This window comes from Cryobacterium sp. M25, from assembly GCF_002929635.1.
GTDB classification, from domain to species: domain Bacteria; phylum Actinomycetota; class Actinomycetes; order Actinomycetales; family Microbacteriaceae; genus Cryobacterium; species Cryobacterium sandaracinum.
Genome location: NZ_PJJU01000042.1, coordinates 48,663 through 66,762, shown reverse-complemented (window position 1 = coordinate 66,762; position 18,100 = coordinate 48,663). Strand labels below are relative to the sequence as shown.

At 68.6% G+C, this 18,100-nt stretch carries 15 protein-coding genes; 8 read left to right on the top strand and 7 right to left on the bottom strand.

Features of this window, described 5'->3' with window-relative positions:
* Positions 1-169: 169 nt before the first annotated feature.
* The gene (locus tag CXY81_RS05025; protein ID WP_104194179.1) at positions 170-1,060 is read right to left on the bottom strand and encodes an RDD family protein; all 891 of its coding nucleotides are present in this window, start codon (positions 1,058-1,060) and stop codon (positions 170-172) included.
* Positions 1,061-1,077: 17 nt separating this feature from the next.
* Here CXY81_RS05025 and CXY81_RS05020 point away from each other — a divergent pair, with 17 nt between their 5' ends.
* The gene (locus CXY81_RS05020; protein WP_104194178.1) at positions 1,078-2,073 is read left to right on the top strand and encodes a stage II sporulation protein M; all 996 of its coding nucleotides are present in this window, start codon (positions 1,078-1,080) and stop codon (positions 2,071-2,073) included.
* A 3-nt stretch (positions 2,074-2,076) separates the two neighbouring features.
* Here the strand turns inward: CXY81_RS05020 and CXY81_RS05015 are convergent, their stop codons facing one another.
* From CXY81_RS05015 to CXY81_RS04995, 5 genes are read right to left on the bottom strand one after another with little or no spacing between them, the layout of a single operon-like run.
* Positions 2,077-3,384: a DUF58 domain-containing protein gene (locus CXY81_RS05015; RefSeq protein ID WP_104170238.1), complete on the bottom strand. Its 1,308-nt coding sequence runs from the start codon at positions 3,382-3,384 to the stop codon at positions 2,077-2,079.
* The gene (locus CXY81_RS05010) at positions 3,385-4,353 is read right to left on the bottom strand and encodes a MoxR family ATPase (RefSeq protein WP_104194177.1); all 969 of its coding nucleotides are present in this window, start codon (positions 4,351-4,353) and stop codon (positions 3,385-3,387) included. It abuts the gene before it with no gap.
* Positions 4,350-5,585 (bottom strand): DUF4350 domain-containing protein, encoded by a 1,236-nt coding sequence (locus CXY81_RS05005; RefSeq protein WP_104194176.1) that lies wholly within the window; start codon positions 5,583-5,585, stop codon positions 4,350-4,352. The genes CXY81_RS05010 and CXY81_RS05005 overlap by 4 nt, the downstream gene beginning before the upstream one ends.
* Positions 5,582-6,262 (bottom strand): DUF4129 domain-containing protein, encoded by a 681-nt coding sequence (locus tag CXY81_RS05000; protein WP_104170236.1) that lies wholly within the window; start codon positions 6,260-6,262, stop codon positions 5,582-5,584. Before CXY81_RS05000 ends, CXY81_RS05005 begins: the two co-directional genes overlap by 4 nt.
* The gene (locus tag CXY81_RS04995; RefSeq protein WP_104194175.1) at positions 6,259-7,452 is read right to left on the bottom strand and encodes a hypothetical protein; all 1,194 of its coding nucleotides are present in this window, start codon (positions 7,450-7,452) and stop codon (positions 6,259-6,261) included. Before CXY81_RS04995 ends, CXY81_RS05000 begins: the two co-directional genes overlap by 4 nt.
* Before the next feature lie 131 nt (positions 7,453-7,583).
* Here CXY81_RS04995 and mtrA point away from each other — a divergent pair, with 131 nt between their 5' ends.
* The 6 genes from mtrA to secA all read left to right on the top strand — a co-directional run bounded on the left by mtrA (position 7,584) and on the right by secA (position 16,079).
* Positions 7,584-8,264, top strand: a complete 681-nt coding sequence (gene mtrA, locus CXY81_RS04990; protein WP_104170234.1) for an MtrAB system response regulator MtrA — start codon at positions 7,584-7,586, stop codon at positions 8,262-8,264.
* 7 nt (positions 8,265-8,271) lie between these two features.
* Positions 8,272-9,921, top strand: a complete 1,650-nt coding sequence (gene mtrB / locus CXY81_RS04985) for an MtrAB system histidine kinase MtrB (protein ID WP_104194174.1) — start codon at positions 8,272-8,274, stop codon at positions 9,919-9,921.
* A complete protein-coding gene (locus CXY81_RS04980; protein ID WP_158252002.1) occupies positions 9,914-11,596 on the top strand; it encodes an LpqB family beta-propeller domain-containing protein in 1,683 nt (560 codons plus the stop codon). The genes mtrB and CXY81_RS04980 overlap by 8 nt, the downstream gene beginning before the upstream one ends.
* 14 nt (positions 11,597-11,610) lie before the next feature.
* Complete coding sequence (locus CXY81_RS04975) at positions 11,611-12,363, top strand: ComF family protein (RefSeq protein ID WP_233193996.1); 753 nt, start codon at positions 11,611-11,613, stop codon at positions 12,361-12,363.
* Between the two features lie 100 nt (positions 12,364-12,463).
* The gene (hpf, locus tag CXY81_RS04970) at positions 12,464-13,168 is read left to right on the top strand and encodes a ribosome hibernation-promoting factor, HPF/YfiA family (protein WP_104099847.1); all 705 of its coding nucleotides are present in this window, start codon (positions 12,464-12,466) and stop codon (positions 13,166-13,168) included.
* A 100-nt stretch (positions 13,169-13,268) separates the two neighbouring features.
* Positions 13,269-16,079: a preprotein translocase subunit SecA gene (gene secA, locus CXY81_RS04965; RefSeq protein WP_104170231.1), complete on the top strand. Its 2,811-nt coding sequence runs from the start codon at positions 13,269-13,271 to the stop codon at positions 16,077-16,079.
* A gap of 444 nt (positions 16,080-16,523) precedes the next feature.
* Here secA and CXY81_RS04960 read toward each other — a convergent pair whose 3' ends face one another.
* Positions 16,524-16,964, bottom strand: coding sequence for an Rv3235 family protein (locus tag CXY81_RS04960; RefSeq protein WP_233193995.1), 441 nt, complete (start codon positions 16,962-16,964; stop codon positions 16,524-16,526).
* Between the two features lie 237 nt (positions 16,965-17,201).
* Between CXY81_RS04960 and CXY81_RS04955 the strand changes: the two genes are divergently transcribed.
* Positions 17,202-17,867 carry a hypothetical protein gene (locus CXY81_RS04955; protein ID WP_233193994.1) on the top strand — a complete coding sequence of 222 codons (666 nt, stop codon included), beginning with the start codon at positions 17,202-17,204 and terminating at the stop codon, positions 17,865-17,867.
* The last annotated feature ends 233 nt before the right edge of the window (positions 17,868-18,100 follow it).

The following is an 18,100-nucleotide window of genomic DNA, read 5'->3' as shown; positions in this document are numbered from 1 at the left end:
CGGGCATCCGCACCTATGCCGCACTGACCCGCGGCGGCCGTCTACTGCGGGCGACGAATGTCCTGAGTTAGCCACACACACACGGGTCCGGCCAAGCCGCCCCGCGGGCGGCAGCGCCACATTCTTCGTCGGATACGTCGCGGGAACGGCCGGGGAGAGGTCCGTTGCCCTACCGCTGGGGGAAACCGTGCGGGAGGCTATGCAGAATGGGCTGCAGACGGTCGAGACGCTCCCGCTCGAGCTTCAGCGCCGTGGACTCCCGGCTTCGGCGCACCGCGGCGACCCCGGCCAGGAAGACCTCCGCCGAGACCTGCGCCGGGACCTGCGCCGGGACCTCCGCCGGGACCTCCGGCCTCGGCGACACGAACGGGGCGGCCTCGGTGGCCAGGCTGTCTGCGAGGCGCAGCCGCGTCGCCGGAGTCAGCTTGTCGGCCTGGCGGAGAAACTGCGCGATGCGGCGGGACAGGCGATCGGGGAGCCGCACGACGTCGACCGTCTGGGCCCAGGCCTCGAGCACGGGCGGCAGCGGGACGGTTCGATCAGTGAGGCGGGGCACCCGCTCGTGCTGGCTGTACGTGCCGGCCAGCAGGTCGCCCAGGCGTTTGGACTTGCTGTTCAGAAGCGCAGTGGTGGCGGCGATGCCGCCGAACGTCAGGTAGATCTCGATGATGCCCAACAGGGCGCGGATGAACGCGTGGCGCAGTTGGATCGCGCCGCCGTCGTCGCGAACGATGCGGGCGCCGATGGCGAGCTTGCCCAGGGACCGTCCGCCGCTGGCCGTTTCGACGGCCATCGGCACGATGAGCAGGCAGACCACCAGGCCCGCGATCCCGAGCGCCCGTCCGAGTGCGTCGTCGATTGCCACGCCCGTGAGACCGGCCACAAGAAAGGCCACCCCCAGGAAGAGGAGGATGTAGGCAACATAATCGATGATCGTTCCGGCGGCGCGCAGGATGATGCTGGCCGCCCTTACATCGAGGGCAACGGCCTCGCCGGTGACCAATTCCTGCTCGCTCCACGAATACTGGCCGTGATCGGCCACCTTGCCGGGCTGCTCCATGTCTACTATTAGAGCAGATGGACCTTGACGCATATTCAGCGGCGCACCGCGCCGAGTGGGACCGCCTGGCTGAGCTCGGTTCGCAGCGGCGGCTCTCCGGAGCGCAGGCAGACGAGCTGATCGAGCGGTACCAGTCCGGCGCGACCCAGCTGTCGGCGATCAAATCGACCGCCGGTTCGACGCTGGAGGGTGACCGGCTCTCGGTGGCGCTGTCCCGGGCAAGGCTGCGGTTCACGGGGGCGAGCGCGAACGTTGTTTCGCAGATCCCGAGCTTCTTCGTGCTGCAATTGCCGGCCGCGCTCTACCGCCTACGGTGGCTGACCCTTGCCGTGGCGGTGGTGACGATTGTGGTCGCGGGCCTCTACGGTTTCTGGATCTCCGGCAACCCTGAGGCCCTGGCCGCCGTCGGCTCCGACGCCGAGCTGCAGAAACTCGTCAACGAGGACTTCGTCAACTACTATTCGGAGAATCCCGCGGCATCCTTCACCGGCTTGGTCTGGACCAACAACGCGTGGATCGCCGCGCAGGCCATCGCCTTCGGGATCCTCGGCGTCTACGTGCCCTACATCGTGCTGCAGAACGCGCAGAACGTCGGCATCACGGCCGCGGTCATGTTCGCCTACGGCAAGGGCGACGTGTTCTTCCTGTACATTGCACCGCACGGCATGCTCGAACTGACCGCTATTTTCGTGGCCGCGGCAGGTGGACTGCGCATCTTCTGGGCTTGGATCGCCCCCGGGGCCCGCACTCGCGCGCAGGCTTTGGCCGAGGATGCCCGCGCCCTCTCGACGGTGGCCATCGGTCTGGTCTTCGTGCTCTTCGTCTCCGGGGTGATCGAGGGTTTCGTCACCCCGGCCCCGTGGCCGTGGCCGATGAAGATCGGGATCGGCGCGGCCGCCCTGCTCGCCTTCCTCACCTACATGCTCGTGCTCGGTCGGCGTGCCGTGCGGGCGGGTGAGACCGGCGACCTGGCCGAATTCGAGGCCGGCAGCACCCGGATCTACGCGGCCTAGCGCCTAGAGCCGGCCGGCGGCCTTGAGCGCGATATAGCGGTCGGCCAGTGCGGGTGGCAGGTCGGCGGGGGAGCCGGTGACGACCTCGGCGCCCTGGCGTCGGATGGCGGCCGAGACCCGGGCCACGTCGAGCAGTGCCCGTTCGGCGGCCGCCGCCCGGTAGATCTCCTCCCGGTCGCCGCGCGGGCGCGTGGCCTCCAGGGTGGTTGGGTCGGTGACGGATGCGACGATCACGGTGTTTCTGCGGGTCAACTGGGGGAGCACCGACAGCAGGGCGCTCGAGGCTCCGGCCGCGTCGATCGACGTGATCAGTACGACCAGGGCCCGGCGGCTCGTCACCGCGCGCACCTCCCCGGGAACGGCCGACCAGTCAGTCTCGATCAGCTCCGGTTCGATCAGGGCCATGGTGTCGACCATGCGCGAAAGGAGCTCCGCTCCCTGCGCACCCTGCACGCGGCCGCGCACCCGACGGTCGTAGGCGATGAAGTCCACGTGGTCGCCGGCCCCGGCCGCCAGCGCGGCGAGCAGCAGCGACGCCTCGAAAGCCGTGTCGAGGCGCGGCTCGTCGTCGATGCGCGCGGCCGAGGTGCGGCCGCTGTCGATCAGGATGACCACCCGGCGGTCCCGTTCGGGGCGCCAGGTGCGCACCATGACGTCGTTGTGCCGGGCCGTGGCCCGCCAGTCGATCGAGCGTACGTCGTCTCCGCGCACGTATTCGCGAATGGAGTCGAACTCGGTGCCCTGGCCGCGCACGAGCAGGCTGGTGCGCCCGTCGAGCTCCTTGAGCCGGGTCATGCGCGACGGCAGGTGCTTGCGCGAGTTGAAGGGCGGAAGCACCCGAATCTGGCCCGGTGCCTGGAGGGTGGCCTGACGGGCCCACAGCCCGAGCGGCCCGAACGAGCGCACCGTGACCTGGTCCACCCGGCGTTCGCCGCGCCGGGTGGGCGTCAGTCGCAGCGACACCAGCCGTCGTTCGCCAGGAGGCAGCACCAGCGGTGTGCGGTTGTTGCCCGTCCCGGCCGACGGCTGCCAGGCATCCCGCACCACCATGGTCAGTCGCCGGCCCCCGGTGTTGGTCAGGTACAGGTCGCTCGTCACGCTTTCGCCCAGGCGCACCCGGGAGGGCAGGGTGCGGGAGAGCACGATCTTCCGCGGCGATCCGGCCCGGGCCAGGTCCAGGATGCCGAGACCCACCAGGGCGAGCACCCATAGTCCCAGCACGGCCGTCGCCATCCCCGGGGTACTCCCGAGTAGCACGATCGGCACGACGCCGAGCGCGAGGAGGGCAACGAACCGACCGGTAAGCGTCACTTAGATCGGCACCTGCACCTGGGCGAGCACGGCACGCAGGATCGCGTCCACGGACACGCCCTCGAGTTCCGCCTCCGGCCGCAGCTGCACGCGGTGCCGCCAGACCGGCAGCACCATCGCCTGCACATGGTCGGGGGTGATCGAGTCATAGCCGCTCACCCAGGCCCACGCCTTGGCCGCGGCGAGGAGCGCGGTCGTGCCGCGCGGGCTGACGCCGAGCTTGACCGACGGGCTGCTTCTCGTTGCGCGGGCCAGGTCGACGATGTAGGCGAGAACGTCCGGACTGGCGCCCACGGATGCCACGGCGGCCTGGGCCGTCTTCAGCTCCTCCGCGCCGAGAACCGCGGTGACGCCTGCACCGGCCAGATCGCGGGGGTTGAAGCCCTCGGCGTGGCGCCGTAGCACCTCGAATTCCGCGTCGCGCTCCGGCACGTCGAGCACGAGCTTGAGCAGGAACCGGTCGAGCTGGGCCTCGGGCAGCGTGTAGGTGCCCTCATATTCGATCGGGTTCATGGTCGCCGCGACGATGAACGGGTCCGGCAGGGGGAGGGAGCGCCCGTCGACGCTGACCTGGCGTTCCTCCATCGCCTCAAGGAGGGCCGACTGGGTCTTCGGCGGGGTGCGGTTGATCTCGTCGGCCAGCAGGATGTTGGTGAAGACGGGGCCCTTGCGGAACTCGAAGTCGCCCACCCGGGCGTCATAGACGAGTGAGCCGGTCACGTCGCCCGGCATCAGGTCCGGCGTGAACTGCACCCGTTTCGTCTCCAGGCTGAGCGAGTGGCTCAGGGACCGCACCAGGAGGGTCTTGGCGACGCCCGGCACACCCTCGAGCAGCACATGGCCGCGGGCGAGCAGCGCGATGATCAGCCCGGTTACCGCGCCGTCCTGTCCGACGACGGCCTTGCCGACCTCGGTGCGGACCTGGGCGAGGGAGCCTCGCAGGGTATCGACAGGGGTATGAGTGCTCATGAGTCCATTCTTCCGGGTGGCAGGGGCGTGGTCGCGCGGGCCGTGGCCCGCTCAATTTCCTGGATGCGGTCGGAGAGGGCGACGAGATCGGAGTCGGATGCCGGGACGGCGTCCACCAGCACGGTCCGAACGTCGGCCGGCGGCCGGTCGACCACGGTGGCCACCATGGCGATCACATCGTCGAGGCTCGCCAGCCGGGACAACCCGACCTGGCCGGCAAGGCGCTGCACGGCGCCGACCCGCAGCGCGTCGAGGGCGCGCAGGCGGGCGTTGCTGCGCGCGTAGAGCCGGGCCCGGCCTTCCATCGTCTCGCTGGCCCGCACGGTGACCGGCAGGTTCTCGGCGACGAGAGGCCCGAAGCGCCGCCCACGCCAGACGGCCGCGGCCACGGTGACCAGCACCAGCAGGATCAGGGTCGGGGTGACCCAACCGGGCGTCAGTTCGCCGAGCGACGGCGTCCCGGTTCCCGGCACATCGGCGATCGTCGGCAGGTACCAGACGAGGTCGTCGCCCGCGCCCAGCAGGTTGAGTGCGAGAGCGGCATTGCCGGCCTGGCCGATCTTCTCGTTGCTGAACAGGGTGCCGTCGGCGAGCAGGGTGAGGGTCCGGTCGGCGGTGGTCTGTTCGACCAGGGCGAAGGCGTTCTCTCCCGAGGTGAAGCATCCGCTCAGCTCGGCGGCGTCGGCCGGGATCGTGAGTGTGGAGCCGCCGGGGGAGAGATTGTCGGCCTTGACCGCGGCCGCGACCGTGCAGGCGGCACGGGACACCGTGGTCTGGGACACGCCGCCGAAGCCCACCGAGGGGGTCAGCGTCTGCAGCGCCAGGAAAACGGGGGAGGCCACCACCGTGCGCGGGGCCAGGGCGGACATCGCGCTCAGCTGGTCGTCGGTGAGGTAGCCGCTCTCGTCGAAGAAGAACACGGTGGGGTCGGCGGCGGCGCCGGCCAGGCTCCGCGCCTCCGCGAGGGTGTCGGCGGCGGTGACGTTGACACCCTGTCGGCGGAGTACCTCGACGAGCGCCCGCGCGCCGGCTGGGGCCGCGCTGTCGGCCTCGAGGGGCTTACCGCCCACGCCGCCGCCCGCAGCGAGGACGGTGCTGACGACGGCGACGATCAGTGCGCCGACGCCGGCGAGCAGCCAGTACCGCGCCCGGCGTCCGGCTTCGCGCAGGGTCGGTGTGGAGGAGACGGCGTTTTCGGCCGACTGTGAGGCCGTTTGTGTGAGAAGACTCATGGCTGCTTCGTCGGGGCTGGATCCTCGAGGTGCGGCGGCCGGGCGGCCCGCAAGACGCTCTCGAGCGCCGCCAGGGCCAGGAAGCGCTGCTCGGTGCCGTCGACCCCCAGGTAGCGCACCCCGTCGAAGAGCTCGGCCGCCTCGCTCAGTCGCACCCGTTCGCCGGGGAAGGCCTCGGCGGCCCGCACCGCGAAGGAGTGCGCGGTGGTGCCCGGCGTCACGATCAGGATGGTGCGCTCGGACAGTCCGCGCGCCAGCGCCCGGAACATCTCGGCACTCGCCAGGTTCCAGTCCCGGTGGGAGGCGGCGGCCAGCGCGGCACGACGCAGGTCGGCGGCGCCGCGACGGTCGTCGACGCCGAAGAGGTCGGACGCGAGCCGGCTGCGCCGGTTGAGCCGGGGCAGGCCGAAAATGAGGAGGGCGGCGACGACCAGGACCACCACGGCCACGGTCAGGAGCAGGGGCACCCAGGCGGCGAAACCGTCGGCCGACGGCGCGGTGAGGGAGGCTAACCAGTCCAGAATCGATGTCGACAACCGGTCGAACCAGGTGGGCTTGGCGGCCTCGTACGGAGCCTTGGCCAGCTCTTCCCGCAGCCACTTCCGCGCTTCGGGCGCGCCGGGATCGACCGGTATCGCCGCCCGGATCACCGTGTGGATGTGCGACCCTGCGATCATGCCCAGGCAGCCTCCGAGGCGTGTGCCGGCTTCGACCGGTAGGGGTCTACACCGACGCCGACGGCCGATTCGACGAATCGGGCCAGCTCGAGGTCGAGGCCTTCCTTGCGCATCCGCAGATCGATGTAGATCAGGGCGGTCGCGGCCGACTGCACCACGGCTGCTACGGCGCCGAGCACGAGGCCGATGAGGATGGTCAGAACGTACAGGATCACTGACGGGAGGTACGCATCGAAGGCGGCGTTCGGGTCGACCACGGAGATGGCGGCACCGAACAGGAGCGACAGCGGCGTCGTCACAATCTGGGAGACGACGTTCACGACCGTCGCGACCAAGAACTGCACGCCGAACGTGCGCCAGAAGTAGCCGCGGGTCAGCGACCAGGACCGCCCCACCGCCGCCCGGATGCCGAGCCGTTCCAACACGATCACGCTCGGCACGAGCGAGGTCTTCGTGAACAGCCAGATGCCGAGCGCGAGAAGGGCGACCGTACCGAGGATGCCGGTGACCACCGCCAGACCCACGCCCGCTCCGCCGAGGGAGACGAAGAACACCACCAGTCCGGCCAGGAGGGCGATGGCCGCGATCAGGGTCGAACTCAGCATCAGGGTCCAGAGCACGAGCGGCCAGAGGCGCGGCAGCACGGCACGCCACAGGGCACCCAGCCGCAGCTTCTCTCCGAGCGTGGCCCGGGCCACCTCGATCACTATGACGCCCTGCAACAGAGCGGATGCGACCACCGCCAGAGCCAGCGGCACGATGGCCGAGAGCACAATGCTGAGGGTCGCGCCGGCCTCGAGCGCGTCGCGGTCCTCCAGTGGAGAGTTCTCCACCCGTGCGAGCGCGAAGTAGGAGACCAGACCCATGATGACGACGGCGATCAGGGCGACGCCCGCCTGAACGAGCAGCGCGCTGCCGAAGGTCGCCTTCGGGTTGCGACGCAGAACCTGGAACGGCGCCCACAGCAGGGTTCCGAAACCCAGCGGGCGCAGAGGGATCAGTCCCGGTCTGGGTGGGGGCGTCCAGGTCGGTGGGGGACCCCAGACCGGCGGCGTATTCGCGCCGGGAGCACCGGTCGGTTTTGCCGGGGGCACAAAACCGGCGGGCGCGAGGGGCGGTTTTTGCTCGTCGCCGACCGGGATGCTGCGCCCGTCATCGGTCGGGGAGTGCCAGTTCTGCGGGTCGGTCACGAAACCTATGCTGGCATACCTCGGTGTGGAATGAGCGCGTTGAGCTTTCCTGCGGCGCCATCGACTACTCTTGAGCCAGTGATTGCATGACTCACCGGGGTATTTTGGGTGACTGAGTGGAAAACGGTTTGATGAACGCACGCATTCTTGTCATAGACGACGATACCGCGCTGGCTGAGATGATCGGCATAGTGCTGCACGCCGAGGGCTTCGAGCCGGTCTTCTGCGCCGACGGCTCCCTGGCCCTGGAGGTCTTTCGCGCCGTCAAGCCCGATCTGGTCCTGCTGGACCTGATGCTGCCCGGCCTCGACGGCATCGAGGTCTGCAGCCTGATCCGCGCCGAATCCGGCACGCCCATCATCATGCTGACCGCGCGAACCGACACGACGGATGTCGTGAAGGGCCTCGAGTCCGGCGCTGACGATTACATGGTCAAGCCGTTCAACCCGAAGGAACTGGTCGCCCGGATCCGCACGCGCCTGCGCCCGATTTCTTCGGAGACCCCCGCCAACCTGCAGATCGGGGATCTGGTCGTCGATGCCGCCGGGCACGAGGTGCGGCGCGGTTCGCGGCAGATCAACCTCACCCCGCTCGAATTCGACCTGCTGCTGGCACTTGCGTCCAAGCCCCAGCAGGTCTTTACCCGGGAAATGCTCCTGGAGCAGGTCTGGGGCTACCACTACAAGGCGGACACCCGCCTCGTCAACGTGCACGTGCAGCGTTTGCGCGCCAAGGTCGAAGACGACCCGGACAACCCTCGCATCGTCATGACGGTGCGCGGGGTCGGCTATCGGGCCGGCGCGGCCGGCTAGGTTCCTCGTGTTCGGTGGCACCGGGTACGACCGGAGCGTTTGGCGGGACTGGCGGGACTGGCAGGACTGGCCGGCCAGGATCGGCGGACTGTGGCGTTCTTCGCTGCAGTTCCGCACGGTGACCATCACGGTGGCGCTGTCCGGGATGGCCATCATGGTGGTCGGGGTCTACATCTCCGCGAGTGTGGGCAACGACCTGTTTCAATCAAGACTGAACCAGGTGCTCGTCGACTCGAACCGGGCCACGACCGCCGCCCAGGGCATCTTCGACGCCTCCGACGCCGCGGACCGGGTGGACGTGCAGACCCTGGTGGGCTCCGCCCGCACCCTGATTACCGCGGCATCCTCGTCCCAGATGATTGCCATCTTCCGGTCTCCCGGGCAGGACGCCTCCACCGTGGCGCCGCAGGACTCTTCGTCATTCGGTGATTCGACCGGCGTGATCACACCCGCTCTCCGCCTCCAGGTGCAGGAGAAAGCCGGGGAGCAGTTTTGGCAGTCGGTGACGCTTGCGACGGATGACGGCGCGCAGGTTCCCGGCATCGTCGTCGGTTCCCAGCTCACCGTGCCGGTCGCCGGCCGGTACGAGCTGTACATCGGGTACAGCCTGGCCGACGCCGAGGCAACCCTGGCTTTCGTGCAGCGAACCCTCGGCATCGCCGGCCTGGTGCTGATCCTGCTGATCGGCGGGGTGACCTGGATCGTAGTGCGCTTCGTGGTCACCCCGATCCGCGTGGCCGCGGCCACCAGCGCGCGGCTGGCCTCCGGTGACCTCGGCGTGCGCATCCCGGAAAAAGGTGAAGACGTCATCGCGACGCTGGCCCGTTCCTTCAACGGCATGGCGGACAGCCTGCAGAGCCAGATCAAGGAACTCGCCGACCTGTCCGAGGTGCAGCAGCGCTTCGTGTCGGACGTCTCGCACGAGCTGCGCACCCCGCTGACGACGATCCGGCTGGCCGGCGACGTTCTCTATGACCACCGTGCCACGTTCCCGCCGGCGGTCGAACGCACGGCCGAGCTCCTGCACACGCAGGTCGAGCGCTTCGAGCTGCTGCTGAGCGACCTGCTCGAGATCAGCAAATACGACGCCGGGTCGGTGCAGCTGGAGACTGAGCCCACGAACCTGGTGCACCTGGCCGAGGACGCCATCGAAGGGCTGCGCTCGCTCGGCGACTCCGAGGGCACGGTGCTGACCCTGGTGGCACCGGGCGGGCACCTCGACGCGGACGTCGACCCCCGCCGCATCCGCCGCATCATGCACAACCTGATCGGCAACGCCATCGAGCACGGAGAGGGCAAGCCGATCATCGTGTCCGTCGACAGCAACGAGAGCGCGGTGGCCCTGTCGGTGCGCGACTACGGCATGGGTATGAGCCAGGCGGAGATGGCCCACGTTTTCGACCGGTTCTGGCGGGCCGACCCGTCGCGCAAGCGCACCATCGGCGGCACCGGCCTCGGCCTGTCGATCTCCCTCGAAGACGCCGTCGTGCACGGCGGCTGGCTGCAGGTCTGGTCGCACCCGGGGGAGGGGTCGTGCTTCCGGCTGACCCTGCCGCGCAGCGCGAACGGAACGCTGTCGAGCTCGCCGAGCCCGCTGCCCCCGGCCGATGCGGGCGGCGGCACGGCCGCCGGAGAAAAGGGAGGGCACTATGCGTAGTCGAACCCGGATGTTCGCTGGCCTGATCGCGCTCGCGGTGGCCCTGACCGGATGCGCGGGAATCCCGCGCGACGGAGGCGTGCGCGCGGGGCAGACCGTGCAGCCCGGCGCCACCCCGGCACCCGTGTTCCTGCCCTCGCGACCGCAGAAGGAGGCCACCCCCGAGGCGATCCTGCGCGGCTTCATCGACGCGGCGACGAGCCCCGACAACGACTACGCGATAGCGCGGGAGTTCCTGGCTCCGAACTACAGCAGCTCCTGGGAGCCCGACTCCGGGGTGACCATCGACGACGCCACCGGGCGCAGCATCGTCTCCGTCGGCGAGGGTCAGATGCAGTTCTCGGTGAATCCGGTCGCCGAGGTGGATGAGCGCGGCGAGTACCGCGAGGTCGAGTCGCCCACCGCGGTGGCGTTGCGCTACCAGTTCGTGCAGGTCGGCGGCCAGTGGCGCATCGGCGCGGCCCCGAACGGCACGGTCGTCGATCGGAACATCTTTCAAGATGTCTTCACCGCCCAGGCGCTCTACTTCTTCGACCCGGGCTTTAGCTACCTGGTGCCCGATCTGCGCTGGTACCCGCGCAGTGGGGCCACTCTGACGAAGATCGTCAACGGACTGCTGGATGGCCCGAGCCCCTGGTTCACCGGAGCCGTCGTGACGGCGTTCCCCGACGGCACCAAGCTCACCGCCGATGCCGTGCAGGTCATCGCCAGGGACGCCAAGGTCGACCTCAACAGCGAAGCGCTGAACGCCGACCGGGTCACCCTGCAGCGAATGAAGGCCCAACTGTCCAACAGCCTCCCGCCCGGGCTGTCCGCCACCATCACCGTCAACCGCAACCTGCAGGACATCGCCGAGTTGAGTGCGAACGCCCCGACCGTGAATTCCCGCGTCGACGCCCGGGCGCTGATCCTGCGCGAGGGCGAATTCGGATTCCTGGCGGCAAGCGGTTCCTCGATCAGCCCTATCGCCGGATTGTCCGGCTCGATCGTCGCCCTGGACCCGACCTCCGTCACCCTCTCGCCCGGTCAGACCGCGGCCGCCGTGCTGACGGGAACGGGAGTGTACGGCGTCAGGGTCGGTGACGACCCGGTGCAGCTCGATCCCCGCCAGGCGCTGATCGCGCCTGCCATCGACAATTACGGCTTCGTCTGGTCGGTGCCCGCCGCCCGCCCCGGTGAACTGTTCGTGTACGGCCCGAACGGCGAAGCGACCGCCGTCCCTACACCGTGGCCGGAAGCCTCGGCGATCCAGTCGTTGCGCGTGTCGCGGGACGGCACTCGGCTGATCGCCCTGCTCCAGTCGGGCAAGGACAGCCGATTCGTCGTCAGCGCCATCACCCGGGACAAGAGCACCCCGGTCTCTCTGGGCGACGCGGTGCTCCTGGCCGCGCCGGGAGGCACGGCCGTGGACGCGGCCTGGATCGACGAACTCACCGTGGCCTGCCTGACCCGCCTGCCCAGCGGTGAGGGACGGATCGTGGCCTTGCAGCTGGGTGGACTCACCACGCGCCTCGAGTCCGCGCCGGACAGCGTCACCATGGTCGGCAGCAACAACCTGCGCGACCTGCGTGCGCTCTCGTCCACGGGCGGTCTCCTGGTGCAGCGCGGTGCCGGCTGGCAGGAACGACTCGGCGGTGTCACCCTCCTGGCCACCCAGCAGGGCATCGGCGGGTAGCCCCTCCACCGATCGTGCGGAAGCCGGTTCTGCACCGGTTCGAGCCCCGCGCCCGGGCCGGCCGGGCCTGGACCCACGATGGCGGGATGCGCCCTCCAGCCGGCCTCTCCCGGGCTGCCCTCGACGCGTGGGCAGTTCTGATGCCCACCGAGTGCAGCGGCTGCGGCATGCCCGACCGGGCCCTGTGCGGGGTCTGCCGGGCAGCCCTGGCACCGCGGGCGCACAGCTCCGAACGATCGGGTGTCCTGGTGTGGTCCGCTTTGGACTACTCCGGCGTGGCCAGGCGGGTCCTGGGAGCGTTCAAGGACGGTGGCCGAACGGATGCCGCCGGCGCGCTGGCCGGTCCGCTCCGGGCCGCCGTGGCTGCGGCGCTGGCCCCCATACCGGAGGGTGCCGGGGTGCACCTCGTGACCGTCCCCTCGTCACAGCAGGCGTGGCGCATCCGTGGCTATCACCCGGTGGAGCTGCTGCTCGGTCACTCGGGGCTCCGGCCGACTCGGTTGCTCCGAACCGTGGGCGAGACGCAGGACCAGGTCGGACTGGGCAGCGCAGAGCGAGGCCGGAATCGCACGGGTTCGCTGGTCGCGAACCGGTCGCTGTCCGGCCTCCGTATCCTGGTCGTCGACGACATCCTGACCACTGGGGCAACCGTGCTCGAGGTGCGACGTGCCCTGCTCGCTGCGGGCGGCGAGGTCGTCGGCGTGGCCACTCTGGCGGAAACACGGCGTCGTTTCCCCGTTGCCGAAAGTTCAGCGAAAACAGATTGACAAAAGGCTGTGACTTATCCGGCGCGCACGGCTACGGTAAGTCGTGAAGGCGCGTAATAATCGCCCGGATACGGGCGGTTCGCCAGATCTGGAGGTCGTCATGGAAATTAACATCGTTGGACGAAACCTAGGGATCACTGATCGTTTCCGCGAGTATGCCACCGAGAAGGCCGAGAAGGTCGCCGGTCTTGCCGAGAAGGCGCTGGCTCTCGAGATCAAGCTGAGTCGCCACCGGGAGAAGAACGGTGCCACGGGCAACGACCGGGTCGAACTGACCCTGATCGGCAAGGGGCCGATCGTGCGAGCCGAAGCCGACGGCTCCGACAAGTACGCGGCGTTCGACGTCGCCCTGGGGCGGTTGCTCGAACGGGTGCGCCGCGCCAAGGACCGCCAGAAGCTGCACCGCGGCGGGGCCCACCGTCCCATCTCGTTGCACGACGCGGCATCCGTCGATTTCAGCGTGGTCGACATCAAACCGGCCGACGCCGAGGTGCTCGAGCGGGTGCGCACCGGAGCAATCCCCGTCGTGAACGCGGAGACGCCGGCAACCGAAGAACCGGACGACGTCTACAACCCCGTCGTCATCCGCCGCAAGGTTTTCGCGGCCGCACCGATGACCGTCGACGACGCCCTCTACTTCATGGAACTCGTCGGCCACGACTTCTACCTGTTCCAGGATGCCGTAACCAAGCGTCCGAGCGTCGTCTACCGTCGCAAGGGCTGGGACTACGGCGTGATCGAGCTGGACGAGAACGCCGATGAGGCCGGGGAGGTCGTGCCGCCCTCCCGGGAGCGCAGCAACTGACCATCTAGCCTTGTTATAGTTGCCGCATGCCGGACGCTATGAGCGTGCGGCAACGACGACAGGCGTGTGCACACGCCGTGACGACTAGTGGAGTGCATTCGTGGCCTCAATTCTGGAAAAAGTACTTCGTGTCGGTGAAGGGCGTCTGCTGCGCCGTCTCGAGCAGTATGCGAAGGCCACCAACGCGCTGGAAGATGACTTCAGCCACCTCACCGATGAGGAGTTGAAGAACGAGACCGTGGTGCTGCGTGAGCGCTATTCGGGCGGTGAGTCGCTGGACGACTTATTGCCCGAGGCGTTCGCCGCCGTGCGTGAAGCCTCGACCCGCACCCTGGGACTGCGCCACTTTGATGTGCAGCTGATGGGCGGGGCGGCCCTGCACCTCGGCAACATCTCCGAAATGAAGACCGGTGAGGGCAAGACCCTCGTGGCCACGACGGCGGCCTACCTGAACGCCATCACCAGCCGCGGCGTGCACATCATCACGGTCAACGACTACCTCGCCAGCTACCAGAGCGAGCTGATGGGTCGCGTGTTCCGTGCCCTCGGCATGACCACCGGCTGCATCCTGTCCGGCCAGACGCCGGCTCAGCGCCACGAGCAGTACCTGGCCGACATCACCTACGGCACAAACAACGAGTTCGGGTTCGACTACCTGCGCGACAACATGGCCTGGCAGTCCTCCGACATGGTGCAGCGCGGGCACTACTTCGCCATCGTCGATGAGGTCGACTCGATCCTGATCGACGAGGCGCGCACGCCCCTGATCATCTCCGGTCCTGCCTCCGGCGAGGCCAACCGCTGGTTCACCGAGTTCGCGAGCCTGTCGACCAAGCTCATCCCCGACGTCGACTTCGAGGTCGACGAGAAGAAGCGCACCGTGGGCGTGCTGGAACCCGGCATCGAAAAGGTCGAGGACTACCTCGGCATCGACAACCTCTACGAGTCCGCGAACACCCCGCTGATCTCCTTCCTGAACAATGCGATCAAGGCCAACGCTCTGTTCAAGAAAGACAAGGACTACGTCGTGATGAACGGCGAGGTGCTGATCGTCGATGAGCACACCGGGCGCATCCTGATGGGCCGTCGCTACAACGAGGGTATCCACCAGGCGATCGAGGCCAAGGAGGGCGTCGCGGTCAAGGCGGAGAACCAGACCCTGGCGACGGTCACCCTGCAGAACTACTTCCGGCTCTACTCGAAGCTGTCCGGCATGACCGGTACCGCGGAGACCGAGGCGGCCGAGTTCATGAGCACGTACAAGCTCGGCGTGGTGTCCATCCCCACGAACAAGCCGATGAAGCGCATCGACCAGTCCGACCTGATCTACAAGAACGAAGAGGCAAAGTTCGGCCAGGTCGTCGAGGATATCGTCGCCCGGCACGAAAAGGGGCAGCCGGTCCTGGTCGGCACGACGAGCGTCGAGAAGAGCGAATACCTGTCGCGCCTGCTCGCCAAGAAGGGCGTGCGGCACGAGGTGCTCAACGCCAAGAACCACGCCCGGGAGGCCGCGATCGTCGCGCAGGCCGGACGCCTGGGCTCGGTGACCGTCGCCACCAACATGGCCGGTCGAGGCACAGACGTCATGCTCGGCGGCAACGCCGAGTTCCTCGCCGTCGCCCAGATGAACGCGAAAGGCCTGAGCCCGGTCGAAACCCCCGAGGACTACGAGACCGCCTGGGACGACGTGTTCGACGCCGTCAAGGCCGAGGTCGCCGTGGAGGCCGCGAAGGTCGTCGACGCCGGCGGCCTCTATGTGCTCGGCACCGAACGGCACGAGTCGCGCCGCATCGACAACCAGCTGCGCGGTCGCAGCGGACGCCAGGGTGACCCGGGCGAGAGCCGCTTCTACCTGTCGCTGACCGACGACCTGATGCGCCTCTTCAACGCCGGCGCCGCCGAGAGCCTGATGGGCCGCCAGGGGATTCCCGACGACATGGCGATCGAATCCAAGGTCGTCAGCCGAGCCATCCGTAGCGCGCAGGCGCAGGTCGAGGGCCGCAACGCCGAGATCCGCAAGAACGTGCTCAAGTATGACGACGTTCTGAACCGTCAGCGCGAGGCGATCTACGGCGACCGCCGGCACATCCTGGAGGGCGACGACCTCCACGAGCGCACGCAGCGCTTCCTGGAAGACGTCGTCGACGAGGTCCTCGAGGTGCACACAGGCGAAGGCAACGGCGACGACTGGGACTTCGATGCCCTGTGGACCGAGCTCAAGACGCTGTACCCGGTGGGACTGACCATTGACGAGGTCGTCGCCGAGGCCGGCAACCGCGGCAAGATCAACCGCGACTTCATGCGCCGTGAGATTCTCTCGGATGCCAAGGTCGCTTACCTGCACCGAGAAGAGTCGCTGGGTTCACCGGCGATGCGTGAACTCGAGCGCCGCGTCGTCTTGTCGGTCATCGACCGCCGCTGGCGCGAGCACCTTTACGAGATGGACTATCTGAAGGACGGCATCGGCCTGCGCGCCATGGCCCAGCGCGACCCCCTGGTGGAGTACCAGCGCGAGGGCTTCGTCATGTTCCAGCAGATGATGGGCCAGATCCGCGAGGAGACCGTCGGTTTCCTGTTCAACCTCGAGGTCGAGGTCAGCCAGGCCCCCGGCGCCGTCGCCGGTCCCATCGTCGCCGCCAAGGGGCTCGCCGCGGCCGCGGCCGCGGGTGAGAAGCTCAGCTACACCGCCCCGAGCGATTCGGGCGGAGTCGAGGTACGCAACCAGCGCGGACAGATCCAGCAGGCCGCTACCGACCGTGCCCGCCGGGTGAGCGCCGCGGCTCCCGCCGATGAGGCGGAGACGGACGTGGTGGCCGGACCGCCCCAGCGCGGTGCGTTCGGCCAGCGCGGCGACGACTCGAAGCCCGCTCCGGTCAATCGCTCCGAACGGCGCGCTCAGGGCAAGAAGTAGCTCGGTCAGGTCCGTGCGCCTTCATCGAACGGTGGAGGCGCTCCCGGAGACCAGAGCCGCCCGCACCGCGTGGACGCCGTTCATCACAGCGGGGCTCCGCGTCCGGCAAGCGAATTCGACGGAGATTCTCGGATGAAACTGCTTTTTCGGAGTTTTTAGGGTCGATTCCGGCGAAATCTCCGTCGAATTCGTTCGGGCTGCGCGGCGGAGTTCGACGGGGATCCGAACCGCTCGAGCGCTGCCGCGCATCCGGCGGGTCTTGTGGCCAGCATGGGAGAATCGACCCGCCGGGCCGGACCTCCGCGCTGGTCCCGCGCTGGTCCGCAGCGGTCACACACGTTCGAGTCGCGTCGCGGTTCACTGCGCGCCTACCTCGGCAGTGGCAACAATCCCCTCGGAGCGCGCCCCCGGGGCGAGGGCTCATTTCTCCCGCGGAGCCGGCTGTCACAACACGTTGATGGCGCTGGCCCGCCAGCGTTGGTCCATTCCTTCCAGGCGCAGGGCCACGGCGCGAACGCGAACCTTACTGTGCACCATCACGACGGCCTCGATCACGCCGTCTCGCGGCTCGGAAATCGTGACCCGCCCGATCGTGAACGCGGGCCGCTGGGCCCTCTGCCCCTTGACGGCGCGCGCCCGTGCCGAGAGCACCACCCGTTTCAGCAGGTGCCGGTAAACGTCGTCGCTGACCCACCGGGCGAGCTGGTCGAGCTCTCGGGCGCCGGCAAGCACCTCGATCACGCAGCGGGTGAGGTTGATCAGCAGTGGCTCCGGGTCTGGCAGCTGGTCCCTGCTGCTCGGTTGGTGGCCGAAGAAGTCGTCCTGGACGAACTTGTTGTCCCTTGACCGCGGTTGGCGTGCCGGGGTGTTGGCTGGATCGCTCATGACTCCTCCGAGGTGCGTGAGTCCGCTGCCGGCGGCACACCTGCCTGGCAATCGGGTGGTTCAAGGGGTTCGGGTGGATCCGGCGTGCGATGGAGCAGACATTCGGTGGAGCAGGTGTTGGCGAGGGTCAGACACCCCCACGCGGGGGGTACGGGCCGTGCTCGACACTCAATCAGCCGGGGACGGTGGTGTCGAGTGCTTTTAAGACCTGTGGATAACCCGGGCAGGATGTTGGTCGTGCGGGCTAACTTCGGGACTGTGCGCTGGGACAACCTGTTCGACGACCTCGAGGGGCAGCTCGAACACGAGTTGCACGCCGAGGAGATCGACCTGCGCGCCGAAGAAGAACGGTTGCGGCTGGGGCGCTTGTCTCTACGTAACCGATTGACCAGCCTCGCGCGCACTCCCGACGTCGCCGCAGATCCCCGGAAAGGATCAGAGCCCTGGACCGGGTCGGTCCCCGGTGCGGGTGTGCTGCGGATCGTGCTCGCGACGGGGGAGACGATCGCCGTGCGGCCGACCACATTCGGGCGGGATTGGCTGGCGGGTGACCTGCTGGACTCCGTCTCCGCCGGTTCCCAGTGCGTGCTCCCGCTGGCCGCCGTGGCCGGGGTCGTCTTGCGCCGGGGGGAGATCCCCGGATCGCTCGGCACCGAGCCCGAATCCGCAGCCCGGGTCGTGGACCGCATCGGCCTGGCGTTCGTGTTGCGAGACCTCTGCCGACGGCGCTCCAACGTGGAGGTGCACACCCGTGCCGGTGTGCTCCCCGGCACCATCGACCGGGTGGGCCGGGACCACATCGACCTGGCCCTGCACGCGCCGGGTACCCTGCGCCGCGAAGCGGAGGTGCACCAGTACCGCATCGTGCCGGTGGCCGAGATCCAGCTCGTTCGGCTGCCCTAACCCGCTGCCCTAACCGTCCGCGCCAACCGTCCGCGCTGAGCCGCCGTGTCTTTCGCGTTCACAGCCCGCAGCAACTCGTCCGAACGAATTCGACGGAGATTTGAGTCTGAACAGCCCGTTTGGGCTCGAGAACGGTTGTTTGACCAAGAATCTCCGTCGAATTGGTTCAACGCCGGGGACAGCGGTCCGCCGTGATGGACAGCGTGCCCCCCCCCCCCCCCCCGCCCCCCCCC